We start from the raw sequence: 15,039 nt of genomic DNA, 5'->3' as shown, positions 1-15,039 counted from the left end.
GGGAAGTTGAGGGTGTGGGCGGAAACATACCCGGATGCGGTGCTTGGTCGGCAGGGGTCCCGTTGTGACGGAACGCACGACCCACCTCGGGAGACCCGATGGGGTCTCGATCCATAGTGTCGCTCTAGTGTCGCTTCGACATGCAGGGTACCTACCCAGAGGTAACCCGACGACCCGGGAGGGCATCGTGCTCACGCGCATCGACCACATCGGCATCGCCTGCCGCAACCTCGACGAGACCGTGGAGTTCTACCGGGCCACGTACGGCTTCGAGGTGTTCCACACCGAGGTCAACGAGGAGCAAGGCGTCCGCGAGGCCATGCTCAAGATCAACGAGACGGACGACGGCGGCGCGTCCTACCTCCAGCTCCTGGAGCCGATCCGCGAGGACTCGACGGTCGCGAAGTGGCTCGAGAAGAACGGCGAGGGCGTCCATCACATCGCCTTCGGCACCGCGGACGTGGACGGCGAGAGCGAAGCCATCCGCGGCAAGGGCGTCCGGGTGTTGTACGACGAGCCGCGGCGCGGTTCGATGGGCTCCCGCATCACGTTCCTGCACCCCAAGGACTGCCACGGCGTGCTCACCGAGCTGGTCACCTCCGCGCCCGCGGACGCCGCCGGGCACTGAGCCGCACCGGGCGCCGGCCCGGTTACATGCCGACACGGCAACCGGCAAAAACGCTGACACAGCGTCAAACAGGGGGCGGGATTCCTACGGACCCGCCCCTTGGCACGCCCCGGTGATCACGGTTACGTTACCGATGGGTAGTTTCCGCACAACCCTCAACTCCCGACGCCGACCCTGGAGGCCGACGATGAAGGAGATCCTCGACGCCATCCTTGCTGGGGACACCCCGCAGGAAGCGTACGAAGCCCTTCCCCTGCCCGAGTCCACCCGTGCCGTCACCGTCCACAAGGACGAAGAGACGATGTTCGACGGGATGGACTCCCGCGAGAAGGACCCGCGCCGCTCGCTGCACCTCGACGAGGTGGCCCTCCCCGAGCTGGGCCCGGGTGAGGCTCTGGTCGCCGTCATGGCGTCCGCGATCAACTACAACACCGTGTGGTCCTCGATCTTCGAGCCGGTCTCCACGTTCCGGTTCCTGGAGCGCTACGGCCGCATGTCCCCCCTCACCAAGCGGCACGACCTGCCCTACCACGTCCTCGGCTCCGACCTGGCCGGCGTCGTGCTGCGGACCGGCCCCGGCGTGCACGCGTGGAAGGCGGGCGACGAGGTCGTCGCGCACTGCCTCTCCGTCGAGCTGGAGAGCGCGGACGGCCACAACGACACGATGCTCGACCCCGAGCAGCGGATCTGGGGCTTCGAGACCAACTTCGGCGGCCTCGCGGACATCGCGCTGGTGAAGTCGAACCAGCTCATGCCGAAGCCGGCGCACCTGTCGTGGGAGGAAGCCGCCTCCCCCGGCCTGGTGAACTCCACCGCCTACCGCCAGCTGGTGTCGCGCAACGGCGCGGGTATGAAGCAGGGCGACAACGTGCTGATCTGGGGCGCGTCGGGCGGGCTGGGGTCGTACGCGACGCAGTTCGCGCTCAACGGCGGCGCCACGCCGATCTGCGTGGTGTCCTCCGAGGACAAGGCGCAGATCTGCCGCGACATGGGCGCCGACCTGGTCATCGACCGCAAGGCCGAGGGCTTCAAGTTCTGGAAGGACGAGCACAACCAGGACCCGAAGGAGTGGAACCGCTTCGGCAAGCTCATCCGCGAGCTGACCGGCGGCGAGGACGTCGACATCGTCTTCGAGCACCCGGGCCGTGAGACGTTCGGCGCGTCGGTCTACGTGACGCGCAAGGGCGGCACGATCGTGACCTGCGCGTCGACCTCGGGCTTCGTGCACGAGTACGACAACCGGTACCTGTGGATGAACCTCAAGCGCATCGTGGGCTCGCACTTCGCGAACTACCGCGAGGCGTGGGAGGCGAACCGCCTCGTCGCCAAGGGCAAGATCCACCCGACGGTGTCGCGCACGTACGCCATGGAGGAGACCGGCCAGGCGGCGTTCGACGTGCACCGCAACCTGCACCAGGGCAAGGTCGGCGTCCTGTGCCTGGCCCCGGAGGAGGGCCTCGGCGTCCGCAACCCGGAACTCCGCGCGAAGCACATCAACGAGATCAACCGCTTCCGCAACATCTGACGCACACCCCGCGGCCCCGCTTCCCCGCCGAACGGCGCGGAGGCGGGGCCGCGGGCGTTGGGCCGCCTCGGACGGGCGGTGTTTCCTCGGCCGGGTGGCCGCCGGTCGTGTGAGTCGAGTCACGTGGCGGGGGGTGGAACGCGGGGGGCTGGGGGCGTGGTTGGGGGGTGCGGGTGGGAAATCGTTCGTCGAGGCGGCACTAAGCTCTCCCGGGATCTGACACCATTTCCCCTGGCGGCGCACGGGCAGGCGGGCGGCTCGCGCGCCGGGGCATTACGGTGGCTGCCTGCACCGGCCTCCGCCCGGCGGATACGGTCGAGATCCGGCGGATCCCCCGTTTTCCGGTCGAACGCGGATCGGAGACCGGTCGGGATCGGGTTGGAACCGCTCGGGTCCGGAGGAGTCCGGAAGAGTTCGGTTCTCGGGCGGATTCGGGCCGGTCCGGGTCTGGTCAGCCCCGGGGATGGGTCGGATACGGTAACGGCGCTGGTGAAGACGCGGCCAGGGGATGGAGTGGGACCCCACAGTGCGGGGCTACGACGACCGCTTCGAGGTTGACGACGGCCTCGGCCAGATCGAAGCCGAGATGAAGCGGCTGCGAACTGAGCGCGAGGAGAGTGTCGCGCACGCGGAGGACCTCGGTTATCAGGTCGAGGTGCTTCGCGCAAAGCTGCATGACCTCAGACGCCAGCTCGCCACTCCCCGTTTCGACAGCATCGGCGGCCAAGCCGAGCAGATGCTCCGCAACGCCCAGCTGCAGGCCGAGCAGGTCCGCGCGGACGCCGAGCGCGAAGTCGCCGAGTCCCGCGCCCACACCCAGCGCCTCATGCAGGAGGCCCAGCAGCGCTCCGCGCAGTTCGAGGCCGACTGGCAGGCCGAACTCGCGGCCCGCCGCCGCCGTCTCGACGAAGAGCTGGCGCACGCCCGGCAGCAGACCGAGGCCCGCGTCGGCGAGAACGTCCAGTGGGCCGAGCAGGTCCGCGCGCAGGCCGACGAGCGCGCCCGCCAGGTCGTCGAACAGGCCCGCGCCGAAGCCGAGCGGCTGCTCGCCGAGGCGTCCGCGCAGGCGATCGCCGCCCGCGACCAGGCCTCCGGCGCCGCGCACCGCGCGCAGGCCGACGCGGACACCGTGCTGGCCCGCGCTCAGGCCGAGGCCGACCGCATGCTGGCCGCCGCGCAGAAGCGCGCGGACTCGGTCGGCGAACAGGTCGACCAGATCACGTCGGACCACCGCAACCAGGCCGAGGCGTTGGTGGACGGCGCCCGGCAGGAAGCCGACCGCATCCGCCACGAGGCCCGCGCCGAAGCGCACCGGGTCACCGGCGAGGCCGCCGAACGCGCCGAAGGCGCCTCGGCGAACACCGCGAGCATGCTGCGCGACGCGCAGGAGGAAGTCGCCCGCCTGCGCGCCGAAGCGGCCGCCGAGGCCGAACGCCACCAGGCGGAGGCCGAGCGCCTCAAGGGCGAAGCCGAAGCCCTCCTCCAGGTCGCCGGCACCGACGCCGCGGACCGCATGGAGAAGGCGACCAGCACCGCCGAGTCGCTGATCGGCAAAGCCCGTACCGACGCCGACGAACTCCTCGCCAAGGCCCGTGAAGAGGCCGAGGACGTCCTGACGAAGGCGCGCACCAGCGCCGACGAGCACACCGCGAAGGTCAAGGGCGAAGCCGACAAGCACGCCGCGCAGGTCCGCGGCGACGCCGACGAACAGGCCGAGCGGGTACGCACCGAGGCCGCCGCGGAAGCCGAGCGCATCCGCGGCGAGGTGTCCGGCCTGCTGGAGGCCGCCCGCGCCGAGGCCGCCGAACTCGCCGAGCAGGCCCGGGCCGAGGCCAACCGGCTGCGCGCCGAGGCGGAAGCCGCCGCGGAGAGCCTGCGCACCGAAACGGTCGCGCAGGCGGAGGCGGACCGGGACGCCGCGCTCGACGAGGCCGCGCAGGCCCGCGAGAAGGCGCTCGGCATGCACGCCGAGGTCACCGCGGCGATAGAAGAGCAGCGCGCCGAGGCCGACCGGCTCAAGTCCGAGGCCACGGCGGCGAAGCAGCAGGCCGAGGAGGAGTCCGCCGAGCGTCTGGCGGCCGCGACCGCGCGCGCCGACGAGATGCTCGCGAAGGCCGAAGCCGCCGCCGCGAAGCAGCAGGCCGAGGCGGCGCGGGCGCTTGCGCAGGCCGAGTCCGGTGCCGCGGAGCAGTTGGCGGCGGCGACCGCGGCGGCCGAGGAACTCCTGGGCCAAGCCCGCGCCGAGGCCGAACGGCTGCGCGCCGAGGCCGACCGCATGGTCGCCGAGTCGGAGGCGCAGGCGGGCGAGCGGCTGGAGTCCGCGTCCGCGGCGGCCGACGAGGTGCTCGCCAAGGCACGTGCGGAGGCCGAGCGGACGACCGCGGAAGCGCGTACCGAAGCGGACGAACTCCGCTCGCGGGCCCAGGCGGACGCCGAAGCCGTGGAAGCGCGCACCCGCGAGACCGGGGAACGCCTCCTCGCCGAGGCGAAGACGCACACCGACGAAGTCAAGGCGCGTGCTGAGGCCGCGGCCGAGGAGATCCTGGAGCGCGCGCAGGCCGAGTCCGGCAAGCTGCGCGAGAAGGCGGTGGCCGACACCGCCCGGCTCCGGGACCTGACACAACGCCAGCAGGCCGAGTCCGCCGAACGGTTGGAGGCCGCGCGGGCCGAGGCCGAGCGCCTGGCCACGGAGTCCGCGGAAGCTGCCGCGCAGGTGCGCGCGGAAGCCGATACCATCGCCGGCGAACTCGTCGCCACCGCCAAGGCGGAGGCCGAGCGCGTCCAGCAGCAGGCCGCCGAGACCGCCGGCCGCGCGCACGCGGAGGCCGAGGAACTCCTCGCCACCGCCCGCGCCGACGCGACGAAGAACACCGAGACGGCCACCCGCCGCGCCCAGGACCTCGTGCGCGAAGCCGAGACGTGGTCGAACGAACTGCGCGCGGAGTCCCAGGCGTGGGCCGACAACCTGCGCAACGACGCCGAGACGTGGGCGACCGGCGTCCGCACCGAAGCCGAGACCCGCGCCGCCGAGCTGCAGACCGAAACCGAGTCGTGGGCCGACGACTTGCGCCGCAAGACCGAGGCCTGGGCCGCCGCGCTGCGCGGCGAGACCGAGGCGTGGTCCCGCGAGCTGCGCACGGCGTCCGAGTCCGAAGCCGAACAGCTCCGCACCACGTCCGAACTCCAGGCCGCCGAACTCCGCGCCACGACGAAGGCGCAGGCCGAGGAACTCCGCGACGCCACCGAGGCATGGGCGGCCAAGGTCCGCACCACGACCGAAGCGCAGGCCGAAGAGCTGCGCACCGCGACCGAGGCCTGGGCCGCGGACCTGCGCGGCACGACCGAAGCGCTGGTCGCCGAGATGGACCGCGACGCCGAGACGCGGGCCGCCGAGTTGCGCCGGGCGTCCGAGACCGACCGCCGCGAGGCGCAGGCCACCCTCAAGGCGGCGCGCGCCGAAGCCGCGGCGCTGACCGAACACGCCGCCGCGGAAGCCGCTTCCGTCACGGAACGCGCCGCCGCCGAGGCGGCCAAGCGGACCGAGACCGCGGCCCGCAACGCCGAACAACTGCTCGCCAAGATCCGCGCCGAAGCCGAGGAGATCCTCGGCGACGCCCGCGGCGAAGGCGAAGGCATCCGCAACGCCGCCCGCCGCGACGCCGCCGAACTGCGCGCGGACACCGAAGCGGCGGTCCGCCGGCAGCGCGAGGAATCCGAAGCCGGCGCGGCTCGCACGGTCGCGGAAGCCGAACGCATGTCCGCCGAGGTCCGCGAGACCGCCCGGCAGGCCCTCGAAGAGGCCCGCCTGGAGGTCGTCGACCTGCGCGACCGCACGCAGGCCCGGGCCCGCGAACTCGTCGAGGCCGCCGAGACCAAGGCCCGCGAGATCCAGGACGCCGCGCAGCTCAAGCTCCGCAAGGCGGACGAAGAAAGCGCCCGCACGATCCGCGAGGCCAAGGGCGAAGCCGACACCATCCGCGCGGCCGTCTCCGGCATAGAGGATGCGGCGCACGAAGAGATGGCGCGGCTGCGCACCGAGGCCGAACGGGAGTTGGCCAAGTCCCGCGACGAGGCGCAGACCCATCTGGTGCGCGCCCGCGCCGAGGCGGACGCCACGGTCACCGCGGCCCGCAAGCTGGCCGAACGCCTCAAGAACGACTCCGAGCGCGAAGCCGAACGCACCCGCACCGCGGGCCGCGACGAGGCGACCGCGACGCTGAAGTCCGCGGAGTCCGACGCCAAGTCGATGCGCGAGAAGGCCAAGGCGACCCTCGACCAGGCGGTCGACGAGGCCGAGGAAACGCTGGTCAAGACGAAGGGCCACGTCACCGAACTCGTCGCGCAGGCCGAGCGCAAGGCCGAGCAGAAGCTGAAGTCCGCGTCCGAGCAGGCCACCAAGCTCGTCGCGGAGGCGGAGGCGGAGGACCACCGGCTGCGCACCGAGGCCGCCGACGTCATCGAGAAGGCCCGCAAGGACTCCGACAAGATGATCGCGGAGACCCGCCGGGACACCTCCGCCACCCGCGAACGCGCGGACAAGGAAGCCGAAGAAGCCGTCGAAGCAGCCCGCAAGCAGGCCGCGGAAAGCCTCAAGGCGGCGGGCAAGCGCGTCGACGCGCTCGTCGAAGCGGCCGAGGAACAGTGCGCCAAGTCCGTTGCCGAGGGCGAGAAGGCGAAAGCGGATGCCATGGAAGAAGCCGAGCGGATCCGCGACAAGGCCAGCGCCGAGGCCGATAGGGTACGTATTGCCGCGGTAAAGAAGGCCGAGGCGCTGCTTTCCGAGGCGGAGCAGCGGCTTGGCGATGCCCAGAAGGGCGCGGACGACCTGCGTGCGAAGGTGGCCGAACAGATCGCCGCCGCCCAGCGCGAGGCCCAGGCCGTCCGCCGCAAGACTGCGGCCGACGCGGACAGGATTCTGGACGACGCGCGGAGGGAGGCGGAACGCCTGCGCACCGAGGCTCGCAGGGAAGCCGAGCGGTCCCGGGCCGAAGGTCAGCGCAAGTTGGACGAACTCAACCGCCGCCGCAAGGACATCGCCACCGAAATGGCGCGCGTGCAGGGCGTCTTGGATGCACTGGCGTCTCCGGCCGGCTCGTCGTCGGGCAAGAACAGCAGCGCGTCACCACCCGATTGAGGGACGAAAGCCGGTTGTTCTCCGCAGCGTAGGTCGATGAGCCGTCTGATTCGTGCCAGGATTCCACCCGTCACCTCATTAACCGCACCGGTCATACGACAGGAACCCCATGAGCGACACACACTCTCCGCACGGCTTCGATCTCGTCCGCCGGGGCTACGACCGTTCGCAGGTCGACGACCGCATCACGAAGCTCGTCTCTGACCGGGACAGCGCCCTGGCCCGCATCTCCGCACTGGAGAAGCGCATCGAGGAACTCCACCTCGAAAGCCAGAACGTGCAGGCCCAGCTTGCCGATGCCGAGCCGTCGTACGCGGGCCTGGGTGCGCGCGTCGAGAAGATCCTGCGGCTGGCCGAGGAAGAGGCCAAGGACCTGCGCGAGGAGGCCCGCCGGGCCGCCGAGCAGCACCGCGAGCTGGCGGAAGCCGCGGCGCAGAACACCCGCGCCGAGGCCGAGCAGTACAGCAAGGAGCGCAAGGCGAAGGCCGAGGACGAGGGTTCGCGCATCCTCGACAAGGCCAAGACCGACGCGAACCAGCTGCGCGCGGAGGCGTCGAAGGACGCCGCGACCAAGCGCGAGGAAGCCGACGCGCTGTTCGAGGAGACCCGCGCCAAGGCCGCCCAGGCCGCCGCCGACTTCGAGACCAACCTGGCCAAGCGCCGCGAGCAGTCCGAGCGCGACCTGGCCGCCCGCCAGGCCAAGGCCGAGAAGCGCCTGTCCGAGGTGGAGCACCGCGCCGAGCAGCTGCGCCTGGAAGCGGAGAAGCTGCGCACCGACGCGGAGCGCCGTTCCCGTCAGACGATCGAGACCGCGCAGCGCCAGGCGGACGACATCGTCGCGGACGCCCGCGCGAAGGCCGACCGCATCCGCAGCGAGTCGGAGCGCGAGCTGGCGGCGCTGACGCACCGCCGCGACAGCATCAACGCCCAGCTGACCAACGTCCGCGAGATGCTCGCGACGCTGACCGGTGCGGCAGTTGCCGCGGCCGGCGGAGTCGGGGACGACGACGACAAGCTGACCGGGGTTCCGGCCCAGCAGACCCGATAGCGCGCCCCGGGTCCGCGGACACCGCGCGGTCCGGGCGGCACGTTCCCGCACGCCGCGCCCGTTTGCCGGTACGGCCGTTCCGATCCGTCGGGGCGGCCGTACGGCTTTTGTCCGGCCGCGGTACGCCGCACGGCGGCGCGGTCCCCTACGTCTCGCGGAGGAGACGAGGGACCTCCCTCGAACTTGAGAACGTCTCCGAACGCGCCTTGCGGGCGGCAAAGCGATCACCGTCGGTTCTCTATGGTGGTAGGGCACCGGGCACCCCGCAGCCGGCCCCGCCGGAGCGGCACCCGCACAAGCCGACCCCTACGAGGACGTGATGATCGAAGCCCAAGGCTTGACGAAACGGTACGGCACCAAGCTGGCGGTCGATCAGCTCTCGTTCCAGGTCCGGCCGGGTACGGTGACCGGCTTCCTCGGCCCGAACGGCTCCGGGAAGTCCACGACGATGCGGATGATCCTCGGCCTCGACTCGCCGACCGCGGGGAACGTTCTGGTCAACGGCCGTCCGTACCGGCACGTCGCCGCGCCGCTGCGCGAAGTCGGAGCGCTGCTGGACGCCAAGGCGATGCACGGCGGGCGCACCGCGTACAACCACTTGCTGTGCCTGGCGCAGAGCAACGGCATCCCGAGCCGCCGGGTCGACGAGGTGCTCGACATCGTCGGCGTCCGGGCGGTCGCGAAGAAGCGCACCCGCGGCTTCTCGCTCGGCATGGGCCAGCGGCTGGGCATCGCCACCGCGCTGCTCGGCGACCCGGGCATCCTGATGTTCGACGAGCCGGTCAACGGCCTGGACCCGGAGGGCATCCTCTGGATCCGCAACCTGATGAAGGCGCTCGCCGCGGAAGGCCGCACGGTGTTCGTGTCGAGCCACCTGATGAGCGAGATGCAGGTGACCGCGGACCATCTGATCGTCATCGGCCAGGGCCGGATGATCGCGGACATGTCCATGCGGGACTTCATCGAGCGGAACTCGCAGGCGTACACGATCGTGCGCTCGCCGCAGCTGGACAAGCTGACGGCGCTGGTGGAGGCGAAGGGCGGGACGGTCGCCCCGGACGAGGGCGGCGCGGTGCGGGTCACCGGGCCGGATCCGGCCGCGATCGGCGACATGGCGGCGGCGCACGGCATCGCCCTGCACGAGCTGGCGCCGAAGTTCGCGTCGCTCGAAGAGGTCTACATGGCGCTGACGGGGAACGCCGTCGAGTACCGCGCCGGGGTTCCGGGCCAGCCGCACCCCGGTGCGCCGGCTGCGCCGCAGGGCTGGGGGGCGCCCGCCGGGTGGGGTGCTCCGCCGCCCGGAACGGCGATGCCGCCGGCCGGTGCGCCGCCGGCCGCGTACCCCGCCCCGCAGATCCCCGCCCACGGAAGCGAGCGCTGACCATGGCAACTCCGACTCCCCCGCCGGCGCCGCCCGGTTCCGCGGCGCCGAACGGCCACGGTGCGCCGTACGGTCATCAGGCGCCAAGCTACGGGCAGCAGCCCTACGCCCAGCCGTACCCGCCGCAGGCGGGCATGCCCGGTGCGCAGCCCGCCCACCCCGTTCAGCCCGCGCAGTTCGGCGTGCCCGGTCCGGCGCATCCGCACTTCGGGCGGATCCTGCTGTCCGAGTGGACGAAGATCCGCACCGTCCGGTCGACGACGTGGACGCTGCTGGTGATGGCCGCCATCATCATCGGCATGGCGGCGATCGTCGGCGGCTCGGCGAACCCGAACACCGACCCGGACACCACGGTGACGCTGAGCCTGATCGGCGTGATGATCGCGCAGATCGCCGCGGCGTCGCTGGGCGTGCTGACCATTTCCGCGGAGTACACGACCGGGATGATCCGGTCGACGCTGACCGCGTATCCGCGCCGGGTGAGCGTGCTCGCGGCGAAGGCCGTGGTGTTCGCGGCGATCATGTTCGTGGTCGGGCTGGTGTCGTGCACCCTGGCCTTCCTGCTCGGCGACGCGATGATGGCGAGCGATGTCGCGCGGGAGCCGACGAACAGCGACATCGTGCGCGGCCTTGTCGGCAGCGCCGTCTACCTCGCGCTGATCGGCCTTTTCAGCCTCGGCATCGGGACGATGCTGCGGCACTCGGCGGGGGCGATCACCACGGTGCTCGGCCTGATCCTGCTGCCGTCGATGTTCGGCGGGTTCGTGCCGGGCAAGCTCGGCGAGGCGATCTCGCACTACAACCCGATGAACCTGCTGCTGAAGATGATCGCGGGCGCGGGCGACGTGGGCGGCAAGCTCGAACCGTGGCCGGGCATGCTGCTCATGGCGGCCTACGCGGGGGCGGCGCTGCTCGGCGGCGCGGTCCTGCTGCGATCGCGCGACGTCTGATCCGGCCTCCCGTTTCGCTTCGGCCTCGTCCGGCAATTTCCGTGCCGGACGGGGCCCTTTGCGTTTTCACGGCATTTGGACGGACATGCCGTTTCCGCCCAACCGGAACATACGCATCCGTATAGCCAAAGATGACAAAGGAGTTGCGGGAACCGGGACCTTCCGGCCCGGGAGTGTGAGGATAGGATCCCTAGCCATGTTTCGGGAGGGGACGAAAATGGTCGGGGGAAACGCCATATCCGCGGACCCCGCGGCCGATTCGCGTGCGCCCGTGCTCCCCCTCGCGGACCCGCCCGCCGAACCGCCCGCCGAACCACCGGCAACCGGATGGGCCATGCCGGGCACCCGGATCGCCCCGATGAGCGGTGCGGCGATCGCCACCGCGACCGCCGCCGCGATGCTCGGCCTCACCGCGGCGATCCTGTCGGTCCTCACCCTGCATTCCGACGGGGCGAACCTGCACGCGGGCATAGTCGCGCTGTTCTACCTGCCCTCCGGAATCGTCGGCGTGATCTCCGCCCGGCTCCAGCACCGGTTCGTCGGCGAGCGCTTCGCCGCGTTGCAGGCCGAGATCGCCCGGCGAGCCGACGGGCAGCGCCGCCTCGCCGACGAAATAGAACGCCGCGGCACCAAGATCGCCGAACTCAAACGCCGTCAGCAACTGCTGCTCGCGGAAGACGACCTGCTGCGCGAACGCATGCAGGAATCGTTCGTGAACCTGTCGATGCGGACGCTGACGCTGGTCGAACGCCAGCTCTCCTTGATCGAGCGCCTGGAACGCGGCGAAGAGGACGCGAAGCGCCTCGACGACCTGTTCCGGCTCGACCACTTGGCCACCCGGATGCGGCGCAACAGCGAGAACGTACTGGTGCTCGCGAACGCCGACGAGCGGCACGGGCACCGGCCGCCGGGGACACTGCTCGACGTGGTGCGGGCGGCGGTGTCCGAAATCGAGTTCTACGAACGGGTGGACATCGGCCACATTCCGCGCGCCGACCTGTCCGGCCATGCGGCCGACGACATCAGCCACCTGATCTCCGAACTGCTGGAGAACGCGGTCGAGTACTCCCCGCCGAGCACCCGCGTCACGGTCGCGGCGCGCACGCTGGAGAACCGCGGGATCCTGCTGACCGTCGAGGACGAGGGCTTCGGCGTCCCCCCGGAACGCCTTCCGGAGCTGAACGCCCAACTCCAGGGCGGCCGCGCGGCGGCCTCGGCCTCCGACCTCGCCGGCCTCGGCGTCTTCGTGGTCGGCACCCTCGCGGTCCGGCACGGCGTCCGCGTCCAACTCCGCCCCCGCCGCGACGGCGGACTCGCCGCGATCGTCATGCTCCCGGCGGGCCTGGTCCACGGCACCGGCCCCAGCCCGACGGAAATCAGCCACGAGAAAGACCGGGGCCGCAGGGAGAGCGCAGGCCCGGCTACGCCGGTGTACGGGACACCGGTGGTGCGGACGCCCGCGCACGGGACCCCGGCGGCCCCGGTGGCAGGGACCCCGGCCCAGGGGGCGCCGACGGCCGGCAACTCGCGGCTCGGCGCCGCCGCCGCGGCGAAGGCCGAAGGGGCAGGCACCGACCGGACGCCGGGCGCACCGACGAGCCGCGCACCGGGCGGGGCCCCGCCTGACAACGCGGACGCAACACGACCCGCCGCGACCGTCGCGGGGTTGCCGCGCCGCGTGCCGAAGGCCGCACCGACACCACGGCAGCGCGCGGGCGAGCCGACAGGCCCGGGTAAGAGCGACACGGTCGCAGGCAACGCGTCCGAGCGGGTCGCCGACGCAGGGCGCGACTCCACCGATCCCGGCCACCACCCCGCAGGTGCGCCGACGGACCGCGCCACCGCACCGGGCTCCGACCCGTCGGAACCTCACGACGCAGTGGCCGGCGCCGCGACTGCCGAGACGCCCGCGGCAACCCCGAGAACCCAGCGTCCCGCGGCATCCGATGCTGTGTCGGCGCTGTCGGACGCGGCGGCGCCCGCGGCCGCGTTGCCGCGTCGACGGCCGCCCGGCGACCGCACCGGAGCCGCGACCGAACGGGCCTTGCCCGAGCCGCTGTCCCACCCGGCCACCGCGGAGCCGGAAGGCACCCGCGCCGCCGATCGCGGGGCTGCACCCGGCGAGTACGCGTTCCCCGGTTCCGCCGCCGGGGCGCAACCCGCCTTGACCGACCCACTGTCCCACCCGGCCACCGCGGGCTTGGAAAGCGGGCACGCCCCCGATCGCGGAACTGGGTCCGCCGAGTTGTCCGCCTGGCAGTCGGGCACGGCCGGTGCCCCACAAGCCCACGCCCCGGGCGCGCCCGGCGAGTCCGCGTTCCCGGATTCCGCTCTCCCGCACGCCGTTCCCCGCGGGCCGTCAGGCCCGGCTGCCGCGCAGCGCGGCGGCGCGGCGGCCGCCGACGCGGCGCGCCAGGGCGGCCCCGGGTCCCCCGGCTCCGCGGCCCCGGCCCCGCCTCGCATCGGCTCCGTCCCGGCCGCCGCGCAGCGCGGGGCTTCGCCGGGCGCGGCTTCCGGCGACGGCGGCACGTCAGCCCCCGTCGGTTCCACTCCCCCGCTCCCGTCGCGGGCCGCCGTCCGGCCGACGACCGCCACACCGTCCGGTCTGCCCAAGCGGGTGCCCAAGGGCGGCGCGTCCGACGCGGCCCCCGCGTCCGGGTTGCGTGAGAACGGTCCTATCGCCGCCGAGGAACTGCGGCGTAGGCTCAGCGGGTTCCAACTGGGCAGCACTGCCGCGCGGGAAGCGCTCGGTGCGGAGGCGCCGCCCGAGCCGTCCGCACCGTCCGGGTCCGCCGGCTCCGGGCAGTCCGCCGGTCCCGCATCCGGCCCACCATCCGCCGCACCGGCTTCCGGAGGTGACACTCGGTGAACGCTCAGGACACCGCCGCAGGACACGTCAAGTGGTTGGTGGAAGCCCTCGCGCAGGACGTGCCGGGGGTCCGGCAGGTCGTGCTGGTCTCGTCGGACGGCCTGCTGCTCGCCGCGGCGGGTGATCTCGTCGACGCGGACGGCGAGTCGGGCGGCGAGCGCCTCGGCGCGATCGTGTCCGGTCTCGTCAGCCTCGCGCAGGGCGCGTCCCGCGTCATGGGCCTCGGCGAAGTGCGTCAGCAGATCGTCACGATGGCCGAAGGGCACGTCGTGGCGATGTCCATCAGCGACGGTTCCTGCCTCGGCGTGCACGCTTCCGGCACCTGCGATCTGGCCGTGGTCGCCTATCAGATGACAGCATTCGTCCGCAGGGCCGGACACGTTCTCACCCCGGCCCTCCGCGCGCAGCTCCACCGCAGCCACGAACCGGGCACCGAGGCAGGGAGGTAGTCGCGATGGCCGCTGAGGACGGGGGACGGGTCGGCAACGCGAGGCGCTCGTCGCGCGTGCGCCCCTACGCGATGACCCGAGGACGCACCGGCCACGGACCGATCCTGTCCGTCGAAACGCTCGTCACCACCCTCGACTGCGAACCCGGCGGACCGGACGGCTCGAACGGCTCGAACGGCTCGAACGGCTCAAACGTCTTGGAGTCGGCCGCGGACGCCGCCGACGGCGACATGCCGGAGGTCCGCGCCATCGTCGCGTTGTGCCGGGGCGTCCGGTCGGTCGCCGAGGTCTCCGCTTTGCTGGACCTGCCGCTGGGCGTGGTCCGGGTCCTGATCGGCGATCTGGCCGCGCAGGGCCGTATCAGCGTCTACCAGACCGCCGGCGACGCCGGCGGCCCCGACCGCGCACTGCTCGAAAGGCTCCTCGGTGGACTACGGAAGCTCTGACCGCGGCCTGCACGTGCCGCCGCTGGCGGTTCCGCCGGCCCGGCGGGACGACGGCGCGCCGCCGATCACCTCGACGAAGATCGTGGTGTCCGGCGGTTTCGGCGTCGGCAAGACCACGCTCGTCACCTCCGTATCGGAGATCGAACCGCTGACCACCGAGTCCGTCATGACCGTGATGAGCGAGGCGACCGACCGGCTGGACGGCCTGCCGGGCAAGGTCACCACCACCGTCGCCATGGACTTCGGCCGCGTCACCCTGGCCGACGATCTGGTGCTCTACCTGTTCGGCACCCCGGGGCAGGGCCGTTTCCAGTTCATGTGGGACGACTTGGTGCGCGGCGCGGTCGGCGCCGTGGTGCTGGTGGACACCCGCCGGGTCGAGGAGTGCTTCCCGGCGATCGACTACTTCGAGCGCAGCGGGCTGCCGTTCGTGGTGGCGATCAACACGTTCGACGGTGCGCCGATCTACCAGGACGCCGATCTGCGCGACGCGCTGTCGCTGCGTCCGCAGACGCCGCTCATCGCCTGCGACGCGCGCGACCGGCGCAGTGCCGCGGATGCGCTGGCGTCGGTGGTGATGCACGCGCTGCAGGTGGCGACGGGCTGATC

At 72.3% G+C, this 15,039-nt stretch carries 10 protein-coding genes; all 10 read left to right on the top strand.

Going from position 1 to position 15,039, the window contains the following annotated elements:
- Positions 1 to 187 precede the first annotated feature (187 nt).
- The 10 genes from mce (at position 188) to ACPA54_RS22165 (ending at position 15,037) form a co-directional block, all read left to right on the top strand.
- Positions 188 to 628 (top strand): methylmalonyl-CoA epimerase, encoded by a 441-nt coding sequence (gene mce / locus ACPA54_RS22210; RefSeq protein ID WP_345673155.1) that lies wholly within the window; start codon positions 188 to 190, stop codon positions 626 to 628.
- A gap of 187 nt (positions 629 to 815) precedes the next feature.
- Entirely contained in the window at positions 816 to 2,153 is a 1,338-nt protein-coding gene (gene ccrA, locus ACPA54_RS22205) for a crotonyl-CoA carboxylase/reductase (protein ID WP_423532403.1), read from the top strand.
- Positions 2,154 to 2,661: 508 nt separating this feature from the next.
- Positions 2,662 to 7,287, top strand: coding sequence for a hypothetical protein (locus tag ACPA54_RS22200; RefSeq protein ID WP_423532401.1), 4,626 nt, complete (start codon positions 2,662 to 2,664; stop codon positions 7,285 to 7,287).
- 109 nt (positions 7,288 to 7,396) lie between these two features.
- Positions 7,397 to 8,335 (top strand): coiled-coil domain-containing protein, encoded by a 939-nt coding sequence (locus tag ACPA54_RS22195; RefSeq protein ID WP_345673152.1) that lies wholly within the window; start codon positions 7,397 to 7,399, stop codon positions 8,333 to 8,335.
- Between the two features lie 319 nt (positions 8,336 to 8,654).
- Positions 8,655 to 9,716, top strand: a complete 1,062-nt coding sequence (locus ACPA54_RS22190; RefSeq protein WP_423532399.1) for an ABC transporter ATP-binding protein — start codon at positions 8,655 to 8,657, stop codon at positions 9,714 to 9,716.
- A gap of 2 nt (positions 9,717 to 9,718) precedes the next feature.
- Positions 9,719 to 10,666: an ABC transporter permease gene (locus tag ACPA54_RS22185; RefSeq protein WP_423532397.1), complete on the top strand. Its 948-nt coding sequence runs from the start codon at positions 9,719 to 9,721 to the stop codon at positions 10,664 to 10,666.
- A gap of 271 nt (positions 10,667 to 10,937) precedes the next feature.
- A complete protein-coding gene (locus tag ACPA54_RS22180) occupies positions 10,938 to 13,535 on the top strand; it encodes a sensor histidine kinase (RefSeq protein ID WP_423532395.1) in 2,598 nt (865 codons plus the stop codon).
- Positions 13,532 to 13,984 carry a roadblock/LC7 domain-containing protein gene (locus ACPA54_RS22175; protein WP_345673148.1) on the top strand — a complete coding sequence of 151 codons (453 nt, stop codon included), beginning with the start codon at positions 13,532 to 13,534 and terminating at the stop codon, positions 13,982 to 13,984. The genes ACPA54_RS22180 and ACPA54_RS22175 overlap by 4 nt, the downstream gene beginning before the upstream one ends.
- A 5-nt stretch (positions 13,985 to 13,989) precedes the next feature.
- Positions 13,990 to 14,430, top strand: coding sequence for a DUF742 domain-containing protein (locus ACPA54_RS22170; protein WP_423532393.1), 441 nt, complete (start codon positions 13,990 to 13,992; stop codon positions 14,428 to 14,430).
- Positions 14,411 to 15,037 carry a GTP-binding protein gene (locus ACPA54_RS22165; protein WP_423532391.1) on the top strand — a complete coding sequence of 209 codons (627 nt, stop codon included), beginning with the start codon at positions 14,411 to 14,413 and terminating at the stop codon, positions 15,035 to 15,037. Before ACPA54_RS22170 ends, ACPA54_RS22165 begins: the two co-directional genes overlap by 20 nt.
- The last annotated feature ends 2 nt before the right edge of the window (positions 15,038 to 15,039 follow it).

The sequence above is a fragment of the Uniformispora flossi genome (genome assembly GCF_049534875.1).
GTDB classification, from domain to species: Bacteria; Actinomycetota; Actinomycetes; order Streptomycetales; family Streptomycetaceae; genus Yinghuangia; species Yinghuangia aomiensis.
The sequence above is the reverse complement of the archived record's forward strand: the minus strand, read 5'-3'. Positions and strand labels throughout refer to the sequence as shown.

What these genes read in the sequence shown, in the direction of transcription:
- ccrA (WP_423532403.1), top strand. Translation starts at nt 816, where the DNA reads ATGAAGGAGATCCTCGACGCCATCCTTGCTGGGGACACCCCGCAGGAA.
- ACPA54_RS22200 (WP_423532401.1), top strand. Translation starts at nt 2,662, where the DNA reads ATGGAGTGGGACCCCACAGTGCGGGGCTACGACGACCGCTTCGAGGTT.
- ACPA54_RS22195 (WP_345673152.1), top strand. Translation starts at nt 7,397, where the DNA reads ATGAGCGACACACACTCTCCGCACGGCTTCGATCTCGTCCGCCGGGGC.
- ACPA54_RS22190 (WP_423532399.1), top strand. Translation starts at nt 8,655, where the DNA reads ATGATCGAAGCCCAAGGCTTGACGAAACGGTACGGCACCAAGCTGGCG.
- ACPA54_RS22185 (WP_423532397.1), top strand. Translation starts at nt 9,719, where the DNA reads ATGGCAACTCCGACTCCCCCGCCGGCGCCGCCCGGTTCCGCGGCGCCG.
- ACPA54_RS22170 (WP_423532393.1), top strand. Translation starts at nt 13,990, where the DNA reads ATGGCCGCTGAGGACGGGGGACGGGTCGGCAACGCGAGGCGCTCGTCG.